Annotated in this window: 19 protein-coding genes; 15 read left to right on the forward strand and 4 right to left on the reverse strand. The window is 51.3% G+C overall.

What is annotated here, in order from left to right:
- The first annotated feature begins 21 nt into the window (after window positions 1-21).
- From C7T94_RS19690 to C7T94_RS03965, 7 genes are all read left to right on the forward strand, one after another.
- A complete protein-coding gene (locus C7T94_RS19690) occupies window positions 22-582 on the forward strand; it encodes a cupin domain-containing protein (protein ID WP_317046903.1) in 561 nt (186 codons plus the stop codon).
- A gap of 23 nt (window positions 583-605) precedes the next feature.
- Window positions 606-938, forward strand: a complete 333-nt coding sequence (locus C7T94_RS19695) for a helix-turn-helix domain-containing protein (RefSeq protein ID WP_317046904.1) — start codon at window positions 606-608, stop codon at window positions 936-938.
- Between the two features lie 814 nt (window positions 939-1,752).
- Window positions 1,753-4,902 carry a SusC/RagA family TonB-linked outer membrane protein gene (locus C7T94_RS03950; protein ID WP_239494919.1) on the forward strand — a complete coding sequence of 1,050 codons (3,150 nt, stop codon included), beginning with the start codon at window positions 1,753-1,755 and terminating at the stop codon, window positions 4,900-4,902.
- A 12-nt stretch (window positions 4,903-4,914) separates the two neighbouring features.
- On the forward strand, window positions 4,915-6,624 hold the full coding sequence (locus C7T94_RS03955; protein WP_107213827.1) for a RagB/SusD family nutrient uptake outer membrane protein: 1,710 nt from the start codon (window positions 4,915-4,917) through the stop codon (window positions 6,622-6,624).
- 209 nt (window positions 6,625-6,833) lie between these two features.
- A complete protein-coding gene (locus tag C7T94_RS03960; protein WP_107213829.1) occupies window positions 6,834-8,123 on the forward strand; it encodes a DUF3472 domain-containing protein in 1,290 nt (429 codons plus the stop codon).
- Window positions 8,124-8,377: 254 nt separating this feature from the next.
- Window positions 8,378-8,539: a hypothetical protein gene (locus tag C7T94_RS19600; RefSeq protein ID WP_239494920.1), complete on the forward strand. Its 162-nt coding sequence runs from the start codon at window positions 8,378-8,380 to the stop codon at window positions 8,537-8,539.
- A 29-nt stretch (window positions 8,540-8,568) separates the two neighbouring features.
- Window positions 8,569-9,378 carry a 2-hydroxyacid dehydrogenase gene (locus C7T94_RS03965; protein WP_239494921.1) on the forward strand — a complete coding sequence of 270 codons (810 nt, stop codon included), beginning with the start codon at window positions 8,569-8,571 and terminating at the stop codon, window positions 9,376-9,378.
- A 596-nt stretch (window positions 9,379-9,974) separates the two neighbouring features.
- Here C7T94_RS03965 and C7T94_RS03970 read toward each other — a convergent pair.
- Window positions 9,975-10,967, reverse strand: coding sequence for a GlxA family transcriptional regulator (locus C7T94_RS03970; protein ID WP_107213831.1), 993 nt, complete (start codon window positions 10,965-10,967; stop codon window positions 9,975-9,977).
- Between the two features lie 122 nt (window positions 10,968-11,089).
- Between C7T94_RS03970 and C7T94_RS03975 the strand changes: the two genes are divergently transcribed.
- Genes C7T94_RS03975 through C7T94_RS03985 form a run of 3 tightly spaced genes read left to right on the forward strand, consistent with a single transcriptional unit; the run spans window position 11,090 to window position 12,913 of the window.
- Window positions 11,090-11,872, forward strand: a complete 783-nt coding sequence (locus C7T94_RS03975) for an SDR family NAD(P)-dependent oxidoreductase (RefSeq protein WP_107213833.1) — start codon at window positions 11,090-11,092, stop codon at window positions 11,870-11,872.
- Window positions 11,873-11,927: 55 nt separating this feature from the next.
- The gene (locus C7T94_RS03980; RefSeq protein WP_107213835.1) at window positions 11,928-12,461 is read left to right on the forward strand and encodes a DinB family protein; all 534 of its coding nucleotides are present in this window, start codon (window positions 11,928-11,930) and stop codon (window positions 12,459-12,461) included.
- A 5-nt stretch (window positions 12,462-12,466) separates the two neighbouring features.
- On the forward strand, window positions 12,467-12,913 hold the full coding sequence (locus tag C7T94_RS03985) for an SRPBCC family protein (RefSeq protein ID WP_107213837.1): 447 nt from the start codon (window positions 12,467-12,469) through the stop codon (window positions 12,911-12,913).
- Window positions 12,914-12,987: 74 nt separating this feature from the next.
- On the opposite strand, the gene C7T94_RS03990 is transcribed toward C7T94_RS03985, so the two are convergent.
- Window positions 12,988-14,202, reverse strand: coding sequence for a winged helix-turn-helix domain-containing protein (locus C7T94_RS03990; protein ID WP_107213839.1), 1,215 nt, complete (start codon window positions 14,200-14,202; stop codon window positions 12,988-12,990).
- A gap of 32 nt (window positions 14,203-14,234) precedes the next feature.
- Here C7T94_RS03990 and C7T94_RS03995 point away from each other — a divergent pair, with 32 nt between their 5' ends.
- The 3 genes from C7T94_RS03995 to C7T94_RS04005 are packed head-to-tail and all read left to right on the forward strand — an operon-like array spanning window position 14,235 to window position 15,452.
- A complete protein-coding gene (locus C7T94_RS03995; protein ID WP_204353202.1) occupies window positions 14,235-14,843 on the forward strand; it encodes a DUF4385 domain-containing protein in 609 nt (202 codons plus the stop codon).
- Window positions 14,830-14,982 carry a DUF2256 domain-containing protein gene (locus tag C7T94_RS04000; protein ID WP_107213840.1) on the forward strand — a complete coding sequence of 51 codons (153 nt, stop codon included), beginning with the start codon at window positions 14,830-14,832 and terminating at the stop codon, window positions 14,980-14,982. The genes C7T94_RS03995 and C7T94_RS04000 overlap by 14 nt, the downstream gene beginning before the upstream one ends.
- Window positions 14,949-15,452 carry a 2'-5' RNA ligase family protein gene (locus tag C7T94_RS04005; protein WP_107213841.1) on the forward strand — a complete coding sequence of 168 codons (504 nt, stop codon included), beginning with the start codon at window positions 14,949-14,951 and terminating at the stop codon, window positions 15,450-15,452. The genes C7T94_RS04000 and C7T94_RS04005 overlap by 34 nt, the downstream gene beginning before the upstream one ends.
- Here the strand turns inward: C7T94_RS04005 and C7T94_RS04010 are convergent.
- Together C7T94_RS04010 and C7T94_RS04015 are read right to left on the reverse strand one after the other, a co-directional pair.
- Window positions 15,434-15,619 carry an AraC family transcriptional regulator gene (locus tag C7T94_RS04010; RefSeq protein WP_107213842.1) on the reverse strand — a complete coding sequence of 62 codons (186 nt, stop codon included), beginning with the start codon at window positions 15,617-15,619 and terminating at the stop codon, window positions 15,434-15,436. The two genes, C7T94_RS04005 and C7T94_RS04010, sit on opposite strands and share 19 nt — an antisense overlap.
- Window positions 15,620-15,626: 7 nt before the next feature.
- Window positions 15,627-16,214, reverse strand: a complete 588-nt coding sequence (locus C7T94_RS04015; RefSeq protein ID WP_107214661.1) for an RNA polymerase sigma factor — start codon at window positions 16,212-16,214, stop codon at window positions 15,627-15,629.
- A gap of 121 nt (window positions 16,215-16,335) precedes the next feature.
- Between C7T94_RS04015 and C7T94_RS04020 the strand changes: the two genes are divergently transcribed.
- Both C7T94_RS04020 and C7T94_RS04025 read left to right on the forward strand, forming a co-directional pair.
- Window positions 16,336-17,469: a FecR family protein gene (locus tag C7T94_RS04020; protein ID WP_162618534.1), complete on the forward strand. Its 1,134-nt coding sequence runs from the start codon at window positions 16,336-16,338 to the stop codon at window positions 17,467-17,469.
- Between the two features lie 180 nt (window positions 17,470-17,649).
- Window positions 17,650-21,051: a TonB-dependent receptor gene (locus C7T94_RS04025; RefSeq protein WP_239494922.1), complete on the forward strand. Its 3,402-nt coding sequence runs from the start codon at window positions 17,650-17,652 to the stop codon at window positions 21,049-21,051.
- Window positions 21,052-21,058 lie beyond the last annotated feature (7 nt).

Below are 21,058 nucleotides of genomic sequence, written 5' to 3' on the forward strand. Positions count from 1 at the left end.
TATAGTTATTATCTTTAACAGATGAAGAACGAGACGCACAGAATCCGGAAACTCGACTCTATTTCAGAAGTACACCGCATGCTCGGCCTTCCGGGGCCAGTTCATCCCCTGATCACCCTATTGGACTCCACGAAAGACGCGATTAACCTGAGTCAACTTCCGGCCCGTTACATTTCGGGTTTTTATAAGATATCGTTCATTACGAAACTGGCCGGCCAGTTCAAGTATGGCCAGGGCAGCTATGATTTTGAAGAGGGAAGCCTTGTATTTACAGGGCCGAACCAGGTTGTTGGCAATACGCAGGCTTACAAGGGCAACCAGGGCTACTGGCTGCTCATTCATCCCGATTTTCTGCAGGGCCACGCGCTGAACAGGACAATCAAAAGCTGTGGTTTCTTTGACTATGCTGTCAGCGAATCGCTGCATCTTTCTGAGCAGGAAAAAGAAATGATGCTGACCGTTTATCAGATCATTGGACAGGAGTTAAACAGCCGGATCGATGAATTCAGCCGTGAGGTAGTCATTGCACAGATCGAATTGCTCTTGTCTTATGCCAGGCGCTTTACAAACGGCAGTTCCTGACCCGGCAGGTCGTTCATAACGACTTGCTGCAACGGGTAGAAGACCTGCTCGATACCTTCTTTACCGACGAGCAGCTGACGGCGCAGGGGCTGCCCACCGTACAGCTGCTTGCTGAGCGTCTTCACTTTACTGCCAGTTACCTGAGCGACATGCTCCGCACGCTAACGGGACTAAATGCACAGCAGCATATTTACCAGAAGCTGATCGAAAAATCGAAAGAGCTGTTATCAACCACCAACCTCAGCATCAGCGAGGTGGCTTACCAGCTGGGTTTTGAGCACCCCCAGTCGTTCAGCCGGTTGTTTAAGACAAAAACTAAACTGACACCCGGACAGTTCAGGCAAACTTTTAATTAGCTTAAGCGTTAGCCTCCGTTTTGGTAAGGCGCATCGCTGGTGCCATGCGGAACAGGCGGCGCCTTTCACCTTGTGGTGCCTGATGTCAGCAAGTAAACCAAATATTTCTCAGAGGTTTGGCAAGGCCTTCGCCGAACATACAGGACTATCCACACGACTGTGTAAAGGTTTACGCAAACGGTTGCATAAAGAACTGCCAAGACACTCATTTTTTTGAGTTAACATGGTTTAGCAGCACATTCATGCCGCTCGCCGTGCCGATGAAGCGCATACAGCCGTCCGCCAGATGGGCGCGGCTGCTGCGTCTGATGTGCTGGTCGGCCGGTGCCCGGCTGTTGAGTTCACACCAGCCGTTGTAATCAATAGGTTAAAAATCGCAAATAAAATGGTTAGATATGGGTGCTTTTCAGGGGCCGACCGGACGTGCCTACCCGGCCGGGTGTGCCGGCTATGGGGAGGCGCCGCGCACGCGAGCCGGTTTTCGACCGGTGTCGTTGCCAGCATCTGAAGAAACGCATCTGAACCGAGGCCATTAGCAGCCCACTGACAGGCCGTGCCGGCATCGCCTACAGGGCAGAAAATAAGACAGCAGAAACCCCCGGACAGGGGTACTCAATCGTTTGCGTTCAGTCGGAGACTGCTTATTCTTTCTACTTCCCATAAATTGGCTGTTATAGCCTTGCCGTGATTGATCGCGGTCGGGCGCCAAACAAGTCTATCTCCAGGCATGCCGATCCTTAACGGGGATCATTCTACAGACAACGCGGAAGAGATAAACGCCAAACAGACGAGTATGAACAAAAAAATTCAGCCAATGAAAAAGACTGATCAGAGCAAGACCGTATCATCCCGGAAAAAGAAGCTCAAACTGTGCTGCACGTGCATTTTCGCAACGTCATCGTTGCTGTTCGCATCGACCGTAGCCCAGGGCAAGATGATGAAAGAAGATGGTCTGTTTCCGGCCCGGACCACCATGGCCACTAAACCCGATGAAGCTCTCGCGGCAATACGCACCGCGAATGCCTTCCAGGACCGGATCACCGGCAATGTCAAAGATGCCGCAGGAAGTCCGATACCAGGTGCAACCATCACGGTAAAAGGCACCAGACGCGTAGCATCTACCGACAATACCGGTAAATTCAGCATAGACGCAAAGCAGGGCGAGGTCCTGTTGATCAGTTCAATAGGTTTTACCGCACAGGAAGTGACCGTGAGCAGTTCATCGGTCGGCAGCATTACACTGAGTGAATCGGCAGAAAGCCTGGGCGAACTGGTCGTGGTGGGCTACAGTGTTCAGCGGAAAGAAAGCCTGACCGGTGCCTTGAGTACCATACAGGGCGAGAAACTCAAAAACGTAACGTCGCCAAACGTGCAGAATCTCCTGGCCGGCAAAGCTCCGGGCCTGTTCGTTGCACCCGGATCCGGCAGACCTGGTTCAGCAGGCTCGGTGATTATTCGCGGACAAGCTACGCTTAATGGCACCACCAGTCCGCTGTGGGTGCTTGACGGCGTCATTATTGGCTCAAGCCCCGGGGAATTGAACCCGGAAGACATTGAGTCCATGACGGTATTGAAAGATGCCGCATCGACCGCCATTTATGGCTCGCAAGGTGCCAACGGCGTTATTGTGGTCACCACCAAGAGAGCAAAAGCAGGGCAAATGGGTGTAGACATCACGACCCGCAACGGCTTTACCCAGTTAACCAACGGAAACCTGCAAATGATGAACGGGGCCGAGTTGTATGACTATTTTGCATCGTTCGCGAATGCCAACACCATCAGCTTTCCGCGTTGGAAACCGGATCTGCGCGACAGCAATTTTGACTGGTGGGATCTGGCCACCCGGACCGGATTCAATCAGAATCACAACATTACGCTGCAAGGTGGCTCTGAGAAACTCCAGTCCCTGCTGTCAGTAGGATATTACGACGAATCGGGATCTATCCGCGGATACGAGTATGAACGTTACAACTTCAGGCTCAACAGCACCTACAAACCTTTCCAGTGGCTTACGGTGAAGCCTTCGCTGGTGGGTTCGCGCAGAAGTGTAGATGACCGGCAGTATTCTGTAACATCCATTTATTCGAATCTGCCCTGGGATAGTGCCTACGACGCCAACGGCAACCTGGTACCTCACCGGTCAAGCCTGTGGGTAAACACGGCCAGCACGAACTACCTGTATGACCTGCAATGGAACAAGGGATCGAACGTGAACTATGAATTGATGGGCAATCTGGACTTTGATATTCAACTGACCAAAAAGCTGACTTTTTCGTCGGTAAATAACTACCGTTATAACAATTATGCTGCGGCAGGTTATACAGATCCCCGGTCAAACGGCGGTCTGAGCGTGAACGGCCGTGTTACTGATTATCGCTCTGAATATACGAGGCGATACACCAACCAGCTGTTGCGTTATGTGAACAGGTGGGGTAAACACAACCTGAGTGCGTTGGCCGGGTACGAGTTTAACGATTTCCGGAGTAAAACGCTGGATGTTTATGGAACGGGTATTGCCCCTGGTTTCGAGGTGTTGGACGTAACGGCCAAACCGGAGCGCACCCGCGGCGGGATTTCAGAATGGGCCGTACAGTCCTTTCTATTTAACTCCAGTTATGATTATGACGGAAAATACCTGGCCCAGTTCTCTCTGCGCAGGGATGGCGCCTCTAATTTTGGTAAAAAATACGGAAACTTCTTTTCTGTAAGCGCCGGCTGGAACATCAGCAGAGAAGACTGGTTTAAGGCAGAGCAGATCAATAACCTGAAAATCCGCGCAGCATACGGCTCTGTGGGCAACAGGCCGGCCAGCTTATATCCGCAGTATAACCTCTATGCCGTTAATCCGGCCGCAGGCTACAACGGTATTCCTGGTCTTCTGATCAGCCAGCTGGGTAACCCCAACCTGACCTGGGAACAAACATATACCACTGGCGTGGGCCTGGATCTGACCGCACTGAACAACAGGCTGCGGTTAAACCTGGATTATTACGACAAAAGCACCGACAACATCCTGTACAATGTTCCCATTACCGGATTAACCGGTATCACGAGCATCTCGCAAAACATTGGCAAAATGAGTAATAAGGGCTTTGAAGTGGCACTTGGCGGCGACATTATCAAAACCAAAGATTTTGTCTGGAGCCTGGACGTTAACCTTGGTCATAATAAGAACAAGCTGACCGATATCTACAAAACCAGAAATGCCGATGGGACTTACACAGCAAAACCACTGATTGTTGGTGACGGACTGGGTATAGCCGGTTCTGCCAACAGGGTATTCCAAATCGGTCTGCCTGTTGATACCTATTACATGAAGGAATGGGCAGGTGTCAATCCGGCCGATGGCAAGCCCACCTGGTACGTTGTGACGCGGGACCCCAGCGGCAATGAAACTGCACGCACCACCACTTCAGATTACTCAAAGGCAACAGACGAAAGGCTGGGCAAGGCCAGCCCCGATGTGTTTGGCGGTGCGACCACCTACCTGCAGTACAAAAACTTTGACCTGAATGCGGTTTTCGGGTACTCGCTGGGTGGCCGGGTTTACAATTACTCACGCCAGGAGTATGATGCAGATGGCACCTATACCGACAGAAACCAAATGCGCCTGATGGATGATTGGGTAAGGTGGCAAAAACCAGGCGATATTGCGACCCACCCCGTTGCCAGGTACAACAACCAGGACAAGGGTAACCTGGTATCGTCACGCTACATAGAAAGCAATGATTTCTTCAGAATGCGGTCGCTGGCGCTGGGTTATACCTTCAAGCTGCAAAAGTTCAAGGCGAAGAATTTCAGGGCCTATATTTCTGGCGAGAACCTGTTTGTGCTTACGAAATATTCAGGCGTAGATCCTGAGATACCGGTCAATGAAGACAATGGAAGCGTGCTGTTCTCAACAGGCCCTGCGGTTTACCCGATGACCAGGAAGTTCATGTTTGGTATCAATGTTTCATTTTAAATTTTGAAAAGGATGAAAAGAATTATATTCATGCTATTTGCCATTACAGCATTGGCATCATGCGAGATAGACAGGGAACCCTTCGGTTCCCTCCAATCTGACCGCATCAATAACAACCCGGAAGAGTCTATCGACGCTTTACTGAACGGAACTTATGCGCAGCTCAAGGCCTGGTCAGATCCCATGCACCGGCTGGGAGAATATGCGGGCGACAACATCATGATCAGGGGCTCATCTACCGATGCGTTTTATGAATTTATTTCGTTTGCGCGCACGCCAAACAACGGCCGGCTGTCTACGTTCTGGGATAGTGGTTACAAGGCGGTTGCACAGGCCTCGAACATCATCAAAATGATTCCGCAGGGCAAGAATGCAGCGCTCGACAGCAAATTGGGCGAGTGTTATTTTATCCGCGGCATGATGTATTTCTACCTGGTTCGCGCTTTCGGCCGCCCTTACTACCAGAATCCGGAAACCAATTTGGGTGTGCCCATCGTGAATGGTACGCCGGATGATGTGATCAACCTGAACCTGCCAGACCGCGCCACGGTGAAGGCGACCTATGAGCAGGTTATTGCAGACCTGAAAAAGGCCGAGGAAATGATCAGCGTAAACCGGGGCCCTATTTTCGCATCAAAAGAAGCTGCCCAGGCCCTGCTTTCCAGGGTCTACCTGTACATGAGCGGCACGTATGAAAATCCGAACCCTACCTATGCCCAGCTGGCAGTAGATTATTCCACAAAGGTGATTAACGGATCCAGGTACAGCCTGTTGCCCCGTGCCGATTTCATGAAGTACAATACCTTCATTCCGGAAAATAACAGGGAGACCATCTTTGCCATCAAACGCGTGGCTTCTGAATTTTCGGGCGCAGATCATTATTATGGCATTGGCGGCATGTATGCAAATATCGGCGGCCAGGGTTGGGGAGAAATGTATGCGAGTGCAAAGTACATCAGCCTGCTGAACGAAACCGGCCGAAATGACTGGAGACCGGAAAAATACAAAATAGTAGATGCCCGGGCAGCGTTTATTGAGCCTACCTATTCCAAAAACGCAGCGGGCGCTTACACAGAAGTGTTCAGGTTTATCAAGGATGACGCAGGGAATGCCCTGAATTATGTTCAGGCTCCGATTACCAGAACCGGGGGCACCATTACCTGCACTGAAGGCAACGACTCGTACACCCTTACACCGGTTGATGCTGCCCAGGAAGTTTATTCCATTGTGTATAAAAACGGAAAAACCTATACGGGCGTCATTGACTACCTGATCAGCCTGAACCGTGTTTATCCGCAGTTCTATATTGTGAAAGCTTCGCGCGAAGGCGAAGACTCACACCTTCATTCGCCTGTAATCAGCAGGCTGGGAGAGGTTTACCTGAACAGGGCAGAGGCCTATGCAAAATTGCAAAACTATGGCTCGGCATTGGACGATTTGAACCGGATCAGGACACGCTCGATTGTGAATGGCGGCTATGCGGCTCTGACTGCCGCTAACGCAGGCAGCCTGATCGATAAGGAAAGGCAATTGGAACTGGCATTCCAGGCAGAGCGCAGTTTTGACGTGTTTAGGAACGGCAAACCTTTAACCCGGCTTTATCCAGGTCCGCAGAACCAGACCGCCGACATTGCGGCTACAGATTTCCGCGTGGTGTACTACATTCCACAAAGCGCCATCAACTCATATCCCGGCAAGCTGACTCAGAATCCGACCAACTAAAATAAAAAGGTGTTCCTGCATGGAACACCTTTTTTTATTGCCCGTAATTTCAAGTGAATTGCAGGCAGCGTCCTGATCAGGCCAATACGCAATCATTTCAGTAACCTACAACCGACCGGGTATCAAAAAATCCCAGGTCATGAACCACTACGGCCCAGCCACCACCTCTTATTAACGCGCACTAAACAATCAACTCTAAACTTAACAAGATGAAAAAAACCAAATCATTCCTGAGCAGCCTGTGTGTGCTGCTCACCCTGATCTCCTGTAAGGATCAATTGCCAGAAGCGGCTCCATCAACCAAACTGGCCGCCGCGGTAAACAGCGTGGGAGGCACCTCGCTGAATGTGGGGCTTGGCGGAAATGCCTATACAGCTGGTACCGGCGGTCTGATCAATGATACAGGTCTGCACAACTGGACATCGACCAGCACCATTACCAGTGTGTGGTTTCGTCTCAGCCTGACCGGAAGCCTGACCGTTGCACTGAAAGGCAGTGTACCGACTGGAAGCAGCAACATCAAAGTGACCATCAATGGCACGGTGTTCAATAAAACCATTACCGGCAGCAGTGTCAGCACAACGACCATTGGTACCGTCAATGTGGCGAGCCCAGGTTACGTACGTGTTGATATACAAGGTGTAAGTAAGACCGGAAGTTATTTCGGCGATATATCAGACCTTGTGATCAGCGGGCCTACCGTCGCATCGGGCGTGCAATATGCCACGGATGTGTCCAATTATTACTGGTCGCGCAGGGGTCCATCATGCCACCTGGGTTACAGTGTGCCGGCAAGTACCCAATACTTTTACAGTGAACTGAACGTGCCTGCAGGGCAGGACAAAATCGGCTCGTATTTTATGGCGAATGGTTTTAGCGGCGGTTACTTTGGCATGCAGGTGAACTCTGCCACCGAACGCAGGATTTTGTTCTCCGTATGGGATCCGGAAACCGGTTCGACGACGCTGGTCAGAAAAGGCGCAGATGTAACAAGCAATGGGTTTGGCGGGGAAGGTACCGGCGGACAATCTTACCTGGTCTACAACTGGGCGGCGGATGCCACGCATAAATTTCTGCTGAAAGCCGTCCCATCAGCAACCGGCACCAATTATACAGCCTGGTTCTGTGCAGGCGGAACCACCACCTGGAAACTGATTGCAGAATGGCGCAGGCCGAACATCAACTCTTACCTGACCGGAATGTATTCGTTTATAGAAAACTTCAACCCGGAGCAGGGTTATTTGCAAAGAACCTGTTATCATGGCAACCAATGGTACAAAACAACCACGGGCAGCTGGGCAGAAATAACCAATGCTACCTTTACTTTTGATGCAACGGCAGCAAACGAGCAGCGAATGGATTACCAGGGTGGCGTGAGCGGCAACCGTTTCTACCTGCGCAATGGCGGTTTCTTTGCCAATTACACAAACAGTGGCACCGTACTAACCAGAACGGCAACCGGAACAGCACCTTCTGTTAATCTGACTACCCTTCCATAAACCCGGGGCTGGGCGTGGATAATTTCAGGCCGACCCACCGGGTTGGCCTGAATATTTTTAGCAGATTTGGCGCATTAGGGGCTGCCGGATGCGGCAGCTTCGTGTTTGCCGCTGCGGCAACAGGTGGCAGCCCTGGAGCCAATTAATTTTTATATCATTGTCCTGCCCGCAGGTTTGCAGGCAGCGGCCTAAGCCTGATTTTTGGGGCTAGCGCAACAAGTGAGACAGGTTAAAAGAAACAATCAACCGATAATATGAGCAAAATCTTGTTTTTCTCGGCAAAACCCTATGACAAAGCCTTTTTTGCCCGGCATAATAAGCCTTATGGCTTTGAACTGGAATTTTTGGAGACCCACCTGGGTCCGCACATTGTTAACGCCGTAGCAGAAGATACCTTGCGGTTTGTGTTTTTGTAAACGACAAGCTGACTGCGGAGGTAATCGCTGTGCTGGCAGCAAAGGGCGTGAAGGTAATTGCGTTACGCTGTGCCGGTTTTAACAATGTGGACCTGGAAGCAGCCAGGCAGTTTGGCATCCGCGTATGCCGGGTGCCGGCGTATTCGCCCGAAGCCGTAGCCGAGCATGCCGTTGCCATGCTGCTCACGCTGAACCGAAAAACACATAAAGCTTATAACCGCGTTCGCGAGCAAAATTTCTCCCTGAATGGTTTGTTGGGTTTTAACCTGCATGGCAAAACTGTGGGTGTAATTGGTACCGGAAAAATCGGCAGGGCATTTTGCCGGATCATGCTCGGTTTCGGCTGCCAGGTGTTGGCTTACGACCCTTTTGAGGATGAAGAATTGAAAGGCCTGGGACTAAGGTATGCTGCGTTCGAGACGGTGCTGCAAACTGCCGATGTGCTTTCGTTGCATTGTCCGCTTACCGCTGAAAACAAATACCTGATCAACAGAGAAACGCTGGCCCTGATGAAACGGGGCAGTACAATCATCAACACCAGCCGGGGGGCGCTGATTTGTACCGGCGATGTGATTGAGGCCCTGAAAAACGGGCACATTGCTTGTCTGGGTATCGACGTGTACGAACAGGAGGAACGGTTATTTTTCAAAGATCTTTCCGGAAGTATCATTGAAGATGATACCATTCAGCGCCTGATGAGCTTTCCGAATGTCTTGGTAACCGGGCACCAGGCCTTTTTCACCGACGAGGCCCTTTCTCAGATTGCTGAGATTACCCTGAGTTCGTTGCGCGCGCTGAATGGGCAGGAAGAGCCGGACGCTGATGTCCTGCTTGCCTGAAGCCTTCCAACCGGCTGTATTGCTGTTCGGACTAGATTCATGACTTTCCAAGCCGGATAAATACCCCGGCGCTGCCTGGCGGACAATTGCCTGGGTTTAAAACGGCGATATGAATTTCTCCTTTTGCAATTTACTTTCTATTTTATGGCATTTTTTAACTTAAAGTTGGTAACTTTGGGAAAGTTACCAACTTTGCAGGAGTCGAGCTCTGTCGCGGCCAGCGCGCGAAAATCAGGGTGCCTGCCGATCATCTCCCGCCGCAACACTGAAGACCCGCTGCGGTCCAATGGCGGCCGGCCGCAAAAATACACCCAGTTGCTTTAGCGCAAGATGACAGCAGATGTTGAGCCTAAAAACCAGTTGCGGAAGTCTGAAAGTATCGTGCCTTGAGCAAAACCGGTCCCGAACAAATTGAAGACATCCGAGCCTGGGCTGCGAGTGGGCCCTGCCGGCATCTGGCGTATCATGGGGTCCCGGCGGCAGGTTAAAAACAGCAGGCAGAAGGAGCATCAACCTTTAACCAGGCCGTCGGGCTTTCCTAAAGGTTTGCATGCTCTTAAAGAGGTGTCTGCTTTGCGTATTTCATTTGTCCAAACCTATTCTCCCTTTCCGTCCTTGTTGTATTTGCGTCGATAGGCAAGGGGCGATACGCCCGTGAATTTTTTAAACACCTGCCTGAACGCCTTCAAATCTGCATAACCGACTTCGTACATGACTTCGTTAATGGTCTTGCGCGTCGATTCAAATGATTTTTTAGCACGCTCGATCCTGACCCGCTGCGCATACTCAATAGGTGTATTGCCTGTAGCCTTTATAAACCGCCGGTCAAAGTTTCGCCGGCCAATTGAAAACTGTTCCGATAAACTGTTAACCGAGATCCTGGCTGCCGACTGGCTTTCTATATAGGCCTGTGCCTTTTTCACCATCTCGTCCCCATGCTGTTTCTGTCCTTTGAAAATGATAAAAGGCGATTGACTTTGCCTGTCCAGTTCAATCTGAAAGATCTTGGAGCAAAATATGGCGGTTGGCCGGTCGTAGTATTTTTCGACCAGATAAAGTACGAGATTCAAAAACGAGTAGGCCCCGCCGTTTGTATAAATCCCGTCCTCGTCTGTGATCAGTTCATGAGCCTGCAGGTTTACATCCGGGAACAGGCTTCTGAATTTATCGGCGTAGTTCCAGTGTGTGGAACAGTTCTTTCCATGCAATAATCCCGCCGACGCGAGCATGAACGCGCCGCTGCACATCGTTGCCACCTCTGAACCGTTTTTGTACTGCTGCCCGATCCAGTTTACCAGGTCAATGTTGCTTTTCTCTGCCTTCTCAAAATTACTTGCGAGCGAAGGAATGATAATCAGGTTTGTTTTGTGTACCTGAGCGATCAGCGTATGAGTCCTGACCGAGAACAATCCGCCTGCCAGCGGCGTGTTGTTGTTTACCCCGGCAATTTCGATCACATAAAACTCCCTGCCGCCGTTGCTTTTGTAATACTCGTTTGCCTGGCTGAAAATTTCATAAGCACCTGCCACACAGGCTACGGTCGCAATATTTGTTTGGTAGTCGGGTGCAAGTATCGTGATGTGTTTCATCTTTTTTCTTTCAAAGATAGGCAGTGTGCAGCGTCCAGATCAACCCGTCAAATTGTCTATTTAGACCTATCCGGCGGACCTGATTAGCCTCTAGATTTGCTGTCATCAAGCAGGAAATCAGCATGGACAGATTAAAAGATAAAGTCGCCGTCATTTACGGCTCAGGAGGTGTTGGGAGTACGGTTGCCGGGGCATTTGCCGCGGAAGGCGCCACGGTATACCTGGCTGCACGAAATAAAGCACAATTGGAGGCCGTTGAGCGGGCAGCAGCCGGCCGGATAACAACTGCGTCTGTGGATGCGCTGGACGAAGATGCTGTTGAGGCTCATTTGATGAAAGTAGTTGCGGAGAGCGGAAGGATCGATATTTCTTTCAATGCGACAGGCATTCCGCAAACCGGTCACCAGGGCACGGCACTGACCCAACTAACGGTTGAGAACTTCCTCCGGCCCATTACGAGTTATTCGAAGGCACATTTCATTACCGCCCGGGCCGCTGCAGACCATATGTGCAAACAGGGCGCAGGTCTGATTTTGATGAATACACCCAGTCCGAGCCGCATCAGTGTGCCATTTATGGGCGGCATGCCGTCAGCCTGGTCATCGGTCGAAGCCTTAAGCAGGACGATTTCGGCAGAATACGGTTCAGCAGGCGTACGGTCGGTATGTATTCTGACCTCAGCCATGCCCGATACGCCGCTGATCGACGAAGTGTACAACCTGCACGCAACCGCACATGGCATCAGTTATGAACAGTTTCATACCGCCATGCAAAATAAAACGCATACCAAACGGCTCACCTCGATCCAGGATCTCGCCAGAGCAGCTGTTTACCTGTCTTCAGATGACGGATCGGCTATGACCGGAACGGTCCTGAACCTGACTGCCGGGCTGGTCGTGAATTAAGAGAAAAACAACGCATTCACAAACGCACATCATTACAAATAACAATTGAAATCGCATGAAAATAGGATTTAACAGGATCAACCTGGTGTTTTGCCTGCTCGTGGTATCGCAGGTGTTAAAAGCACAGACTGCAGCCGAACTGGTTGCGGAATGGCGACGGGCAAAAACGTATACGCTTCATTACCTTGAAACCATGCCTGAAAACAAATACAGTTTCAGGCCGGTGGCGGGGATGCGCTCTTTTGCTGAACAAATGTTACATCTGGCCGATGCCAATTACGGACTTGGCTCCATGGCTTTGGGCACGCAAAGCGCGTTTAAACCCGGCGAGCTGGAGAAAAAAGGTGAGCCAACAAAATCAAACGTAATGAAAGTCGTTGCAGCGAGCTATGATTTCATAATCAACCACCTCAAAAAAGCAAATCAGCAGCAATTCAGTGATCCTGTCAAGATGATCGGCCGGTTCGACATGTCGCGGCGAATTGCGGTCGCAAAGGTTTTTGAACACCAGACACATCACCGTGGCCAGACAACCATTTACCTGAGACTTGCAGGCGTCAAACCTCCCGAGGAACAACTTTTTAACTGATAGATATGGAAAAAACAGATTTTTCAACGACCATCCTGGTCGACCAGACGCCTGACGAAGTTTTCGAGGCGATTATAGAGCCCAGAAAATGGTGGTCGGGCGATTTCAATGGCAATACCAAAGAACTGGGTGCTGAGTTTACCTATAACTACCGGGATATTCACTGCACGACGCAAAAGGTGACCGAGCTGGTACCCGGACAGAAAGTTGTATGGCTGGTAACCGATAGTCAGCTCAATTTTCTTGAAGATAAACAGGAGTGGAAAGGTACCGAGATGATCTTTCAGATCACGCCTCGATCCGGTCAGACGGCACTGAAGTTTACCCACGTGGGTATTCATCCGGGCGTTGAATGTTACGATGCCTGTTCGGGGGCCTGGGGCATGTTGATCCGGCAAAGCCTGCATAATCTGATTGCGACCGGGAAAAGCGATAAACCCGATTTAACTTAGTCTGCCGTAGCATGCGGCCGCTTCCGGCATAATCAAATTTTTTATGACTGAAGCCGTACTTCAGGACGAATCGGTTAAAGAACCTCGTAAGTTCCGGTCCAGCCGGTATAGGCCTGATGACCAACCCCATGAGAAACAATCGTGACGCGGGCCAGGCCCAGCCAAAGGGCCATGAGCTTCAGTTCATTCAGCAGCGACTCCATGGCATGTGGTGGCGCCTTTGGTTCAAAGTGCAGCCGGAGCACCAGTAGTGTATTGCTGTTGCGTTCGGCCTTCAGATCTGCCCGCGCCACAAGTACGCCGTCAAGCAAAAATGGCAGCACGTAATAGCCATACTCCCGTTTGTGAGCCGGGGTGTAAATTTCCAACCGGTAGTGGAAGCCAAATAACCGCTCAGTTCGCGGACGGTGCCAGATGAGCGGATCGAACGGCGAGAGTAGGGTCGCGCCCTGCAGGCTGCGGCCGGCACGGGCATCTTTGTACAGGTAGGCTTGCTGTGGCCAGCCCTGTACGTGCACGGGGCTGAGTGTACCTTCCTCAACCAGTTGCTCAATGGGCAACCGGGCATCTGCTGCGGGAATCCTGTAATAGTCGCGCAGGTCATCGGCGGTGGCAATGCCCAGGGCTTTTGCAGCGCGCGACAGCAGCTGGCGTTTGGCATCTGTTTCATGGGGTGTGACCTGCCCGAGAATGGCTTTTGGCAGCACACGTTCCGGTAAGTCATACACGCGCTCAAAGTTGTTGCGGCGGTGCGTTGCGGCGATCTGTCCTGCCCAGAACAGCCACTCCAGGATGTGTTTGGATTCACTCCACGCCCACATGCCCTTTCCCGCCTTCGGGCCGGCCAGGTCTGATGCAGCCACCGGTCCGCCCGTCCTGATGCGGCTCAGAACGGCTGCTGCTTTTTCTTTTTTTGCCCCTGCATAAACAGCCAGCTGACCCCAAACGCCTTTCCCCTGGTAGGCATTCTCCATGCGCCAGCGCAGCAGCGGCTGCAGTTCGACAGGCAGGATAGAAGCCTCATGTCCCCAATACTCAAAAAAACGCCTGGGGCGTGCAATGGTCAGCGCATCAAGCATGGCCCGGTCATATACCCCGAGCCGGGAAAACAGGGGCATGTAGTGTGCCCGCGCCAGTACATTGACGCTATCTATCTGCAGCAGGCCAAGCTGGCCAATCGTTTTGCGCAGCGCCGCAACCGTGACCGGCCCGCTCCGGGAGAGTGCATTAAATCCCTGCGCGGTCAGGCCAATCCTGCGCGCTTCTGCTGCTGATAGTTCCGCTTTCATTTTTATGCTCCTTGAATAGATACCCGGTTGCAATGGCAGGAAAGTTACTGAATCAGCCAGGTATTTACAATCCGCCACTGCCAGAAGGCACCAGAATCAATCAATTGTTCAATGATGGCCGCACGAAGCAAACCATCTGGCCCAGACGCTGTTTTTTTGCTGTGCGTCAACCCAGCTACCTTCATTTTAATGCCGATGATTATCCCTGGAAACCGGATATCGATTACCGCAAACATCCGGGGCAGTACCGGGTTGGCAAAGGGGAACAGGGGGTACTGATCTGTGAGCCCTACAAAAGTGAGATTGGTGCATACTGGCGGTTCAGAACGGCGGCCATTGCCTCCGAGAGCAGTGCTGCGATCTTCAGCATGTTTATTGATTACCTGGCAAAGGGGGACTTTGTCGGGGCCGACATGGCGCGCAAGTATTTGCAAATGGGCTACACTCGGGCACGTCGCTATGCGAATTACAGGGGAGGAAAAAAATACGACCGCACAAACGATTATGCGCAATTTGAGCGCGGAACAGGTGATCCGGAGAAAGCCGAAGCGGCCCGGGTTTTTTACAAAAGCTGGAAAGCCGCTGAAGTGAATATCCTGTATGCGTCCATGAAAAAAAAATGGAAACATGAGAGGGGTTAAAAAGCAGGACTTGCCGCAGAAGAACTGCCCGGTTTGCGGCCGTCCCTTCAGTTGGCGCAAAAAATGGGAAGAGAACTGGAACGAAGTTAAATATTGTTCAGATAAATGCAGGAAAAGCAAAAACAGCCGCTCATTTTAACGCTGCGCATTGACGGGGCCAGCCAGACTTTTTTTGATGCACAACGAAGCCGCTATTTTCCGCCCGCGCAAAATTTTCTGCAGGCGCACCTGACGCTGTTTCACCAGCTGCCCGATCAGGCAGCGGCCTGGAATTATCTTCAGAATTTATCTTTTCCGACTTTTCACCTGGAGGTGAACGGCTTAATGTTGCTCGGAAGCGGTGTTGCCTATACACTGGAAAGTGCCGAATTGCTGCGATTGCACGCGCTGGTTGCCCGGGGCTTCGTCGAGGTCCTGGTGGCGCAAGACCGGCAAAAACTACGTCCGCACGTAACCATTCAAAATAAAACTCAGCCCGAAATTGCCCGTGCGTTGCTGGCAGACCTGATGGCAACGTTCAAACCTTTCCGGGTTAAGGCCGAGGGAATCGATCTCTGGACTTACCTGGGTGGGCCGTGGCAGCACCGGCATTATTTCCCTTTCGTATAGTTGGCAGAAGCGCAGCATGTTGTGTCTGTAAACTCATCCCGGAGGTTACAGATCTGCTGTTGCAATTTCAGGTAATGCGTCGCAGTGATGCCTGTATAGTGCCTGAAATTGTTGATCAGCTGGCTTTGGTCAGAATAACCGCGAATCTGGTAACCGGCGCACTCCATGGCTCGATCAGGAACCGCTGAGTGTTTTCAAAATAACGAACAACACGGAAACCTCCTTAAAAGAACTTCGCAGGTGCCGCAGTGCGTAAGTCAGCTGGTTTTCAACGGTTCGTTTGGATATGCCGAGCTGATCGGCAATCTCTTCATTGCTCATCGACTTTTCGCGGCTGAGAACGAAAATTTCGCGGCAACGCTTGGGCAGAAAGTCCAGGTAGGTATTCAGGCGGTGCCTGATGTCGTCATACTCGAACTGATCGACTGCCTCACTGCGAACGGAAAATGCTGCGGTGACATGGTGCGCCGTTACGTCTTCCTGGTAATCGATCGGAATAACTTTGCTGGCTTTGATGTGTTTATATACGCGATACAGGGCGGCTGATTTCAGGTAAGCCGAAAACGACCTTACCTCAAGGCGGCTCCTGTTGTTCCACAGCGTAAGAAATACGTCGTGAACGATCTGCTCACAGACAACCGCATCTTTTAGCTGATAGAAGGCGTAACTATAGGTTCTGGACGAGTACCGGTTGAATAATTCTGCAAATGCACGCTCATCACCCTCCCCGATGTTTTCCCATAGCTCATGGTCTGTACGCATAGAGCACTGGTTTACGTTTGGTTTACTCAAATCTAACAAAAAAGCCCGGAAAAAAATATTTTTCAGCGGTCTGTGTGTAAGCCAGCACTTTGGGTACTATAGAGTTAACCAAATACAAACCATGACAAGGGAAGAATACATCCGTTTGTACGAGAAGTACATGGCAGGCGATTGTACGGAGGCAGAAAAGAACGACATTGAGGCGTATATCAGCGAATTAGATCTAGCCGAATTCCCCTGGAATCCTGAAAGCATGGGCGATGAACAGGCCTTTAAAAACCGGGTTTACAACCGCCTGAGCAGCTCTATAGCCCGGCCGGCAAAGTACCGGCTGTGGCGGCGCATCCTTGCTGCTGCGGTAACACTCCTCGTGGTTGGCACAACCATTTACCTTTACCGGCATCTGCTGCCCGGCTCCGGTCAACGCGCTGGCATGCTGACCGAAAATATTCAACCCGGAACCAATAAGGCCATCCTTACGCTTGCAGACGGATCCACTGTGATCCTCGACAAGTCAGGCAACGGCCCGGTGGCAAGCCAGGGCCTGGTAGAAATTGTCAGAAATGACAATGGCGAGATCGTGTATGAAGAAGGCGGCGGCAAACCGGAAGCAGCATACGCACAAAACATGATCAGTACCCCGCGTGGGGCAGAAACACAGGTCGTTTTGTCTGACGGCACCAAAATATGGCTCAATGCGGCATCTTCTGTCAGGTTCCCGGTCGCCTTTAGCGGCACCAGGCGAAAGATCGAACTGACGGGCGAGGCTTACCTTGAAGTGGCTGAAGATAAAAGCATGCCCTTTGTTGTAGCTGTCAGGGATCGGGAAATCGAAGTGCTCGGCACGCGCTTCAATGTCAACGCCTACGAAGACCGTGCAGATGTGACAACAACGCTGCTTCAAGGCTCCGTGCGCCTAAAGGCGCATAACCGGCAGGTTGTATTGAGGCCCGGACAGCAGGGTGTGGCCGGTGACGATGGCAAACTGAACGTTCAGCCGGCCGCGCTCGCCAATGCCGTAGCCTGGAAAAACGGGTTGTTTGTTTTCAATGGTGAGAATATCCGCGACATCATGGCCGATGTGGCACGCTGGTACGACCTCGAGGTAGATTACGTCGGATCAACTGAAGGGAAAAATTTCGATGCAAAGATGAACCGCTCAGACGACATCCGTGAACTGCTGAAAAACATGGAACTAACCGGGATGGTACGGTTTAAAATACAGGGAAGGAGGGTGACCGTCATGGCAAAATAATTACCCAGGAAGGTCTTCCAATAAAAACTCCGTGCGGGTCGAAACACACGGAGCCAAATGTCAGGGTGACCTTAATCAATCTCATAACCAATTATAAATCTAGCTGACTTTCAAATGTATAAATTTTATGTAACTCCTCGCGCGGGTTGCCGCCGCATGGCCTTTAAATTCCTAGTCTTAATGAAGCTAACCTGGATCGTTCTGCTCCTTACCTTCATGCATACCTACGGCTCATCGTATGCACAGAAGATCGACATGAGCAAAGAAAATGTATCACTTAAAGAGGTCTTTGACGACATCAGCAACCAGACGCCGTACAGGTTCGTCATCAGTTCAGATGTGCTGAAGAAAGCAAACCGTGTCAGTATCCGGGTTAAGGATGCTACCGTGAAAGAAGTGCTTGACCGGTGCTTCTCTAACCAGCCGCTCACTTACGTAATTAACAACAAGACGATTGTTGTCATGGAACCAAAACGGAGCGTTCCCGAGCCTGTTCCCAATGCGCTTCGCAGGGCTGATGTTCGCGGCACCGTGCGCGATTCTGCAAATGTACTGCCTGGCGTTTCGGTAACGATCAAAGGCACACAACTGGGAACCACGACCGATCTGAACGGCAAGTATGTACTTGATATTCCGAATGTCAACAGTGTACTCACTTTTTCTATGGTGGGTTACAAAACGCAGGAAATTCCGCTGAACGGGAGAACGGTGATCGATGTAACTTTAAAATCAGCCGGAAAAGACCTTGACGAGGTCGTTGTTGTAGCTTTTGGCAAACAAAAGAAAACCGACCTTGTTGGCTCCGTTACGTCCATCAAGCCTGCCGACCTGAAGGTGCCTTCCAGTAACCTCACGACTGCCCTGGCCGGCAGGGCGGCCGGCGTCATCGCCTATCAGCGCAGCGGTGAGCCAGGTGCAGACAACGCAGAATTCTTTATCCGCGGCGTAACCACTTTCGGCTACAAACGCGACCCGTTGATCCTGATCGACAATGTGGAGGTGACCACCACCGATCTGGCCAGGCTGCAGGCCGATGACATTGCCAGCTTTTCCATCATGAAAGATGCAACAGCCACTTCCCTTTACGGCAGCCGGGCGGCCAACGGCGTTATCCTGATCAGCACGAAAGAAGGAAAAACACAAAAAGCAGCCATCGACGCACGCATTGAGAATTCGGTCTCGGCACCAACAAAAAATGTAGAACTGGCCGACCCGATCACGTATATGCGGCTGCACAACGAAGCGGTGCTAACGCGCGATCCGCTGGGTGCACCGCCTTATTCTGAGCAGAAGATTGACAACACCATTGCCGGTGTCAACCCGGAAATGTACCCCTCGACCGACTGGCGTGCGGCGCTTTTTAAGGACTATACGATGAACCAACGTGCCAACCTCAACATAACGGGCGGCGGCGGTGTAGCCCGGTACTATGTAGCGGGTTCGATTAACCAGGACAATGGCATTCTCAATGTAGACCAACGCAATAACTTCAACAGCAACATCAACCTGAAAAGTTACACGCTGAGATCGAACGTAAACGTGAATCTGGCCAAAGGCACAGAGGTTACGATCAGGATGAGCGGTAACTTCGATGACTATTCCGGCCCGCTCACAGATGGCGCTGACATTTACCGGAAGGTTATGCGCACGAACCCCGTGCTTTTTCCGGCCTATTACCCGGCGCAAGCCGAAAATGCGCATGTCAAACACATCATGTTCGGCAATTATGACGACGGCAGTGGTCAGTTTCTGCTAAACCCTTACGCTGACCTGGTAAAAGGATACAAAAACTATTCAAGGTCCATGATGTCTGCGCAGTTTGAAGCCAAACAAGACCTGAATTTCCTGACCCAGGGCCTTAGCCTGCAAGCTTTGCTTAACGTCATGCGAAATACCATGTTCGATGTAAGGCGGTCTTACAGCCCATTCTGGTACCAGGCCGGATCATATGACCGGCTCAGCAATACCTACAAAGCCCAGCTACTGAATGAGCTGACGGGAACAGAATACCTGGACTACAATCCCGGCGACCGGATCGTCAACTCTAAGTTTTACGTACAAACTTCACTGAATTACAACCGTATGCTGGGAAATAAACACTCGCTGAGCGGGCTGTTTGTCTTCATGCTGCGGAACGAACTGACGGGCAATGTTTCCGACCTGCAGTCTTCCCTGCCGTTCAGGAATGTGGGCCTCGCCGGACGCGCAACCTATGGCTATGACAACCGTTATTATGCAGAGGTCAATTTTGGTTACAATGGTTCAGAGCGTTTTTATGAGACCAACCGTTGGGGGTTGTTTCCTTCTGCAGGCGTAGCCTGGAACGTTTCGAATGAAAAGTGGTGGGAACCCTTAAAAAGCTTTGCTACCCGCTTCAAGCTCCGCGCCACATATGGCCTTTCAGGCAACGACGCCATCGGTTCGCCTACCGACCGCTTTCTTTATCTTTCCAATGTAAACATGAACGACAGTGGCCGTGGCGCCGTCTTTGGCCGTGACAACGGGAACAGCAAAAACGGCATTTCTCTTTCGCGCTATGCCAACAACGACATTACCTGGGAAACGGCCCGGAAAACGAACCTGGCGCTCGAACTCGACCTGTTTCGGGACTACAGCATTCAACTGGATGTGTTCAGGGAGCAACGCAACGGCATCCTGATGGTCAGGAATGCCACGCCGGCAACAATGGGTTTGCAGGCACGTCCGCAGGCAAACATCGGCGAAGCCGAAGGCAAGGGCCTTGATTTCTCTTTTAATTACAACCACTCTTTTTCGAGCGGGCTTTGGGTGCAGGCCATGAGCAACTTTACGTATGCCACCAGCAAATTTCTAAAGTATGAAGAGCCGTTTTACGATGAGGCGCCCTGGAAACGGCGGCAGAACATGCCCATTAGTCAGAATTATGGCTACATCGCCGAGCGGCTATTTATTGACGATGAAGAGGCGCTGCGGTCGCCGCGACAGTTTGGCGAATACCGGGGCGGGGATATCAAGTTCTATGATGTAAACGGAGACGGCGCCATCACCATATTAGATGAAGTGCCGATCGGATTCCCAACGACGCCCGAGATAACATACGGGTTCGGATTTTCATTCGGGTTTAAGGGATTTGACTTTTCAAGCTTTTTCCAGGGCCTTGCCCGCGAATCATTCTGGATCAATGCCAATGCCACCGCACCTTTCATCAATTATACCTACTCAGGCGAAACACTGGCAGGCAAGCCGCAGAACCAGTTGCTGCTGGCGTATGCCAACAACCACTGGTCTGAAGAAGTACAAAACTCGTATGCGTTGTGGCCAAGGTTGACGACTACCGATGCCGGCAACGTAAATAATACCCAGACCAGCACCTGGTTTATGCGCAATGGTGCCTTTCTCCGCCTCAAGCAGGTCGAGATCGGCTATACGCTGCCACAAAAATGGACCAGCCGGCTGAGTATGAAAAAGTTCAGGGTCTACACAAGTGCCACCAACCTGCTGTCATGGAGCAGCTTTAATCTCTGGGATATCGAAATGGCCGGAAACGGATTGGGCTACCCTGTTCAGCGCGTGTTTAACCTCGGCCTGTTGGCTTCTTTTTAATTCAAGG

It is taken from the genome of Pedobacter yulinensis, from assembly GCF_003029735.1.
Classification (GTDB): Bacteria; Bacteroidota; Bacteroidia; order Sphingobacteriales; family Sphingobacteriaceae; genus Pedobacter; species Pedobacter yulinensis.

Bases quoted from the DNA above. Each gene is read 5' to 3' on its own strand.
- C7T94_RS19690 (WP_317046903.1), top strand. From the start codon at position 22: ATGAAGAACGAGACGCACAGAATCCGGAAACTCGACTCTATTTCAGAA.
- C7T94_RS03950 (WP_239494919.1), top strand. From the start codon at position 1,753: ATGAAAAAGACTGATCAGAGCAAGACCGTATCATCCCGGAAAAAGAAG.
- C7T94_RS03955 (WP_107213827.1), top strand. From the start codon at position 4,915: ATGAAAAGAATTATATTCATGCTATTTGCCATTACAGCATTGGCATCA.
- C7T94_RS03960 (WP_107213829.1), top strand. From the start codon at position 6,834: ATGAAAAAAACCAAATCATTCCTGAGCAGCCTGTGTGTGCTGCTCACC.
- C7T94_RS19600 (WP_239494920.1), top strand. From the start codon at position 8,378: ATGAGCAAAATCTTGTTTTTCTCGGCAAAACCCTATGACAAAGCCTTT.
- C7T94_RS03970 (WP_107213831.1), bottom strand. From the start codon at position 10,967: ATGAAACACATCACGATACTTGCACCCGACTACCAAACAAATATTGCG.
- C7T94_RS03975 (WP_107213833.1), top strand. From the start codon at position 11,090: ATGGACAGATTAAAAGATAAAGTCGCCGTCATTTACGGCTCAGGAGGT.
- C7T94_RS03980 (WP_107213835.1), top strand. From the start codon at position 11,928: ATGAAAATAGGATTTAACAGGATCAACCTGGTGTTTTGCCTGCTCGTG.
- C7T94_RS03985 (WP_107213837.1), top strand. From the start codon at position 12,467: ATGGAAAAAACAGATTTTTCAACGACCATCCTGGTCGACCAGACGCCT.
- C7T94_RS03990 (WP_107213839.1), bottom strand. From the start codon at position 14,202: ATGAAAGCGGAACTATCAGCAGCAGAAGCGCGCAGGATTGGCCTGACC.
- C7T94_RS03995 (WP_204353202.1), top strand. From the start codon at position 14,235: ATGGCAGGAAAGTTACTGAATCAGCCAGGTATTTACAATCCGCCACTG.
- C7T94_RS04000 (WP_107213840.1), top strand. From the start codon at position 14,830: ATGAGAGGGGTTAAAAAGCAGGACTTGCCGCAGAAGAACTGCCCGGTT.
- C7T94_RS04005 (WP_107213841.1), top strand. From the start codon at position 14,949: ATGCAGGAAAAGCAAAAACAGCCGCTCATTTTAACGCTGCGCATTGAC.
- C7T94_RS04010 (WP_107213842.1), bottom strand. From the start codon at position 15,619: ATGGAGTGCGCCGGTTACCAGATTCGCGGTTATTCTGACCAAAGCCAG.
- C7T94_RS04015 (WP_107214661.1), bottom strand. From the start codon at position 16,214: ATGCGTACAGACCATGAGCTATGGGAAAACATCGGGGAGGGTGATGAG.
- C7T94_RS04020 (WP_162618534.1), top strand. From the start codon at position 16,336: ATGACAAGGGAAGAATACATCCGTTTGTACGAGAAGTACATGGCAGGC.
- C7T94_RS04025 (WP_239494922.1), top strand. From the start codon at position 17,650: ATGAAGCTAACCTGGATCGTTCTGCTCCTTACCTTCATGCATACCTAC.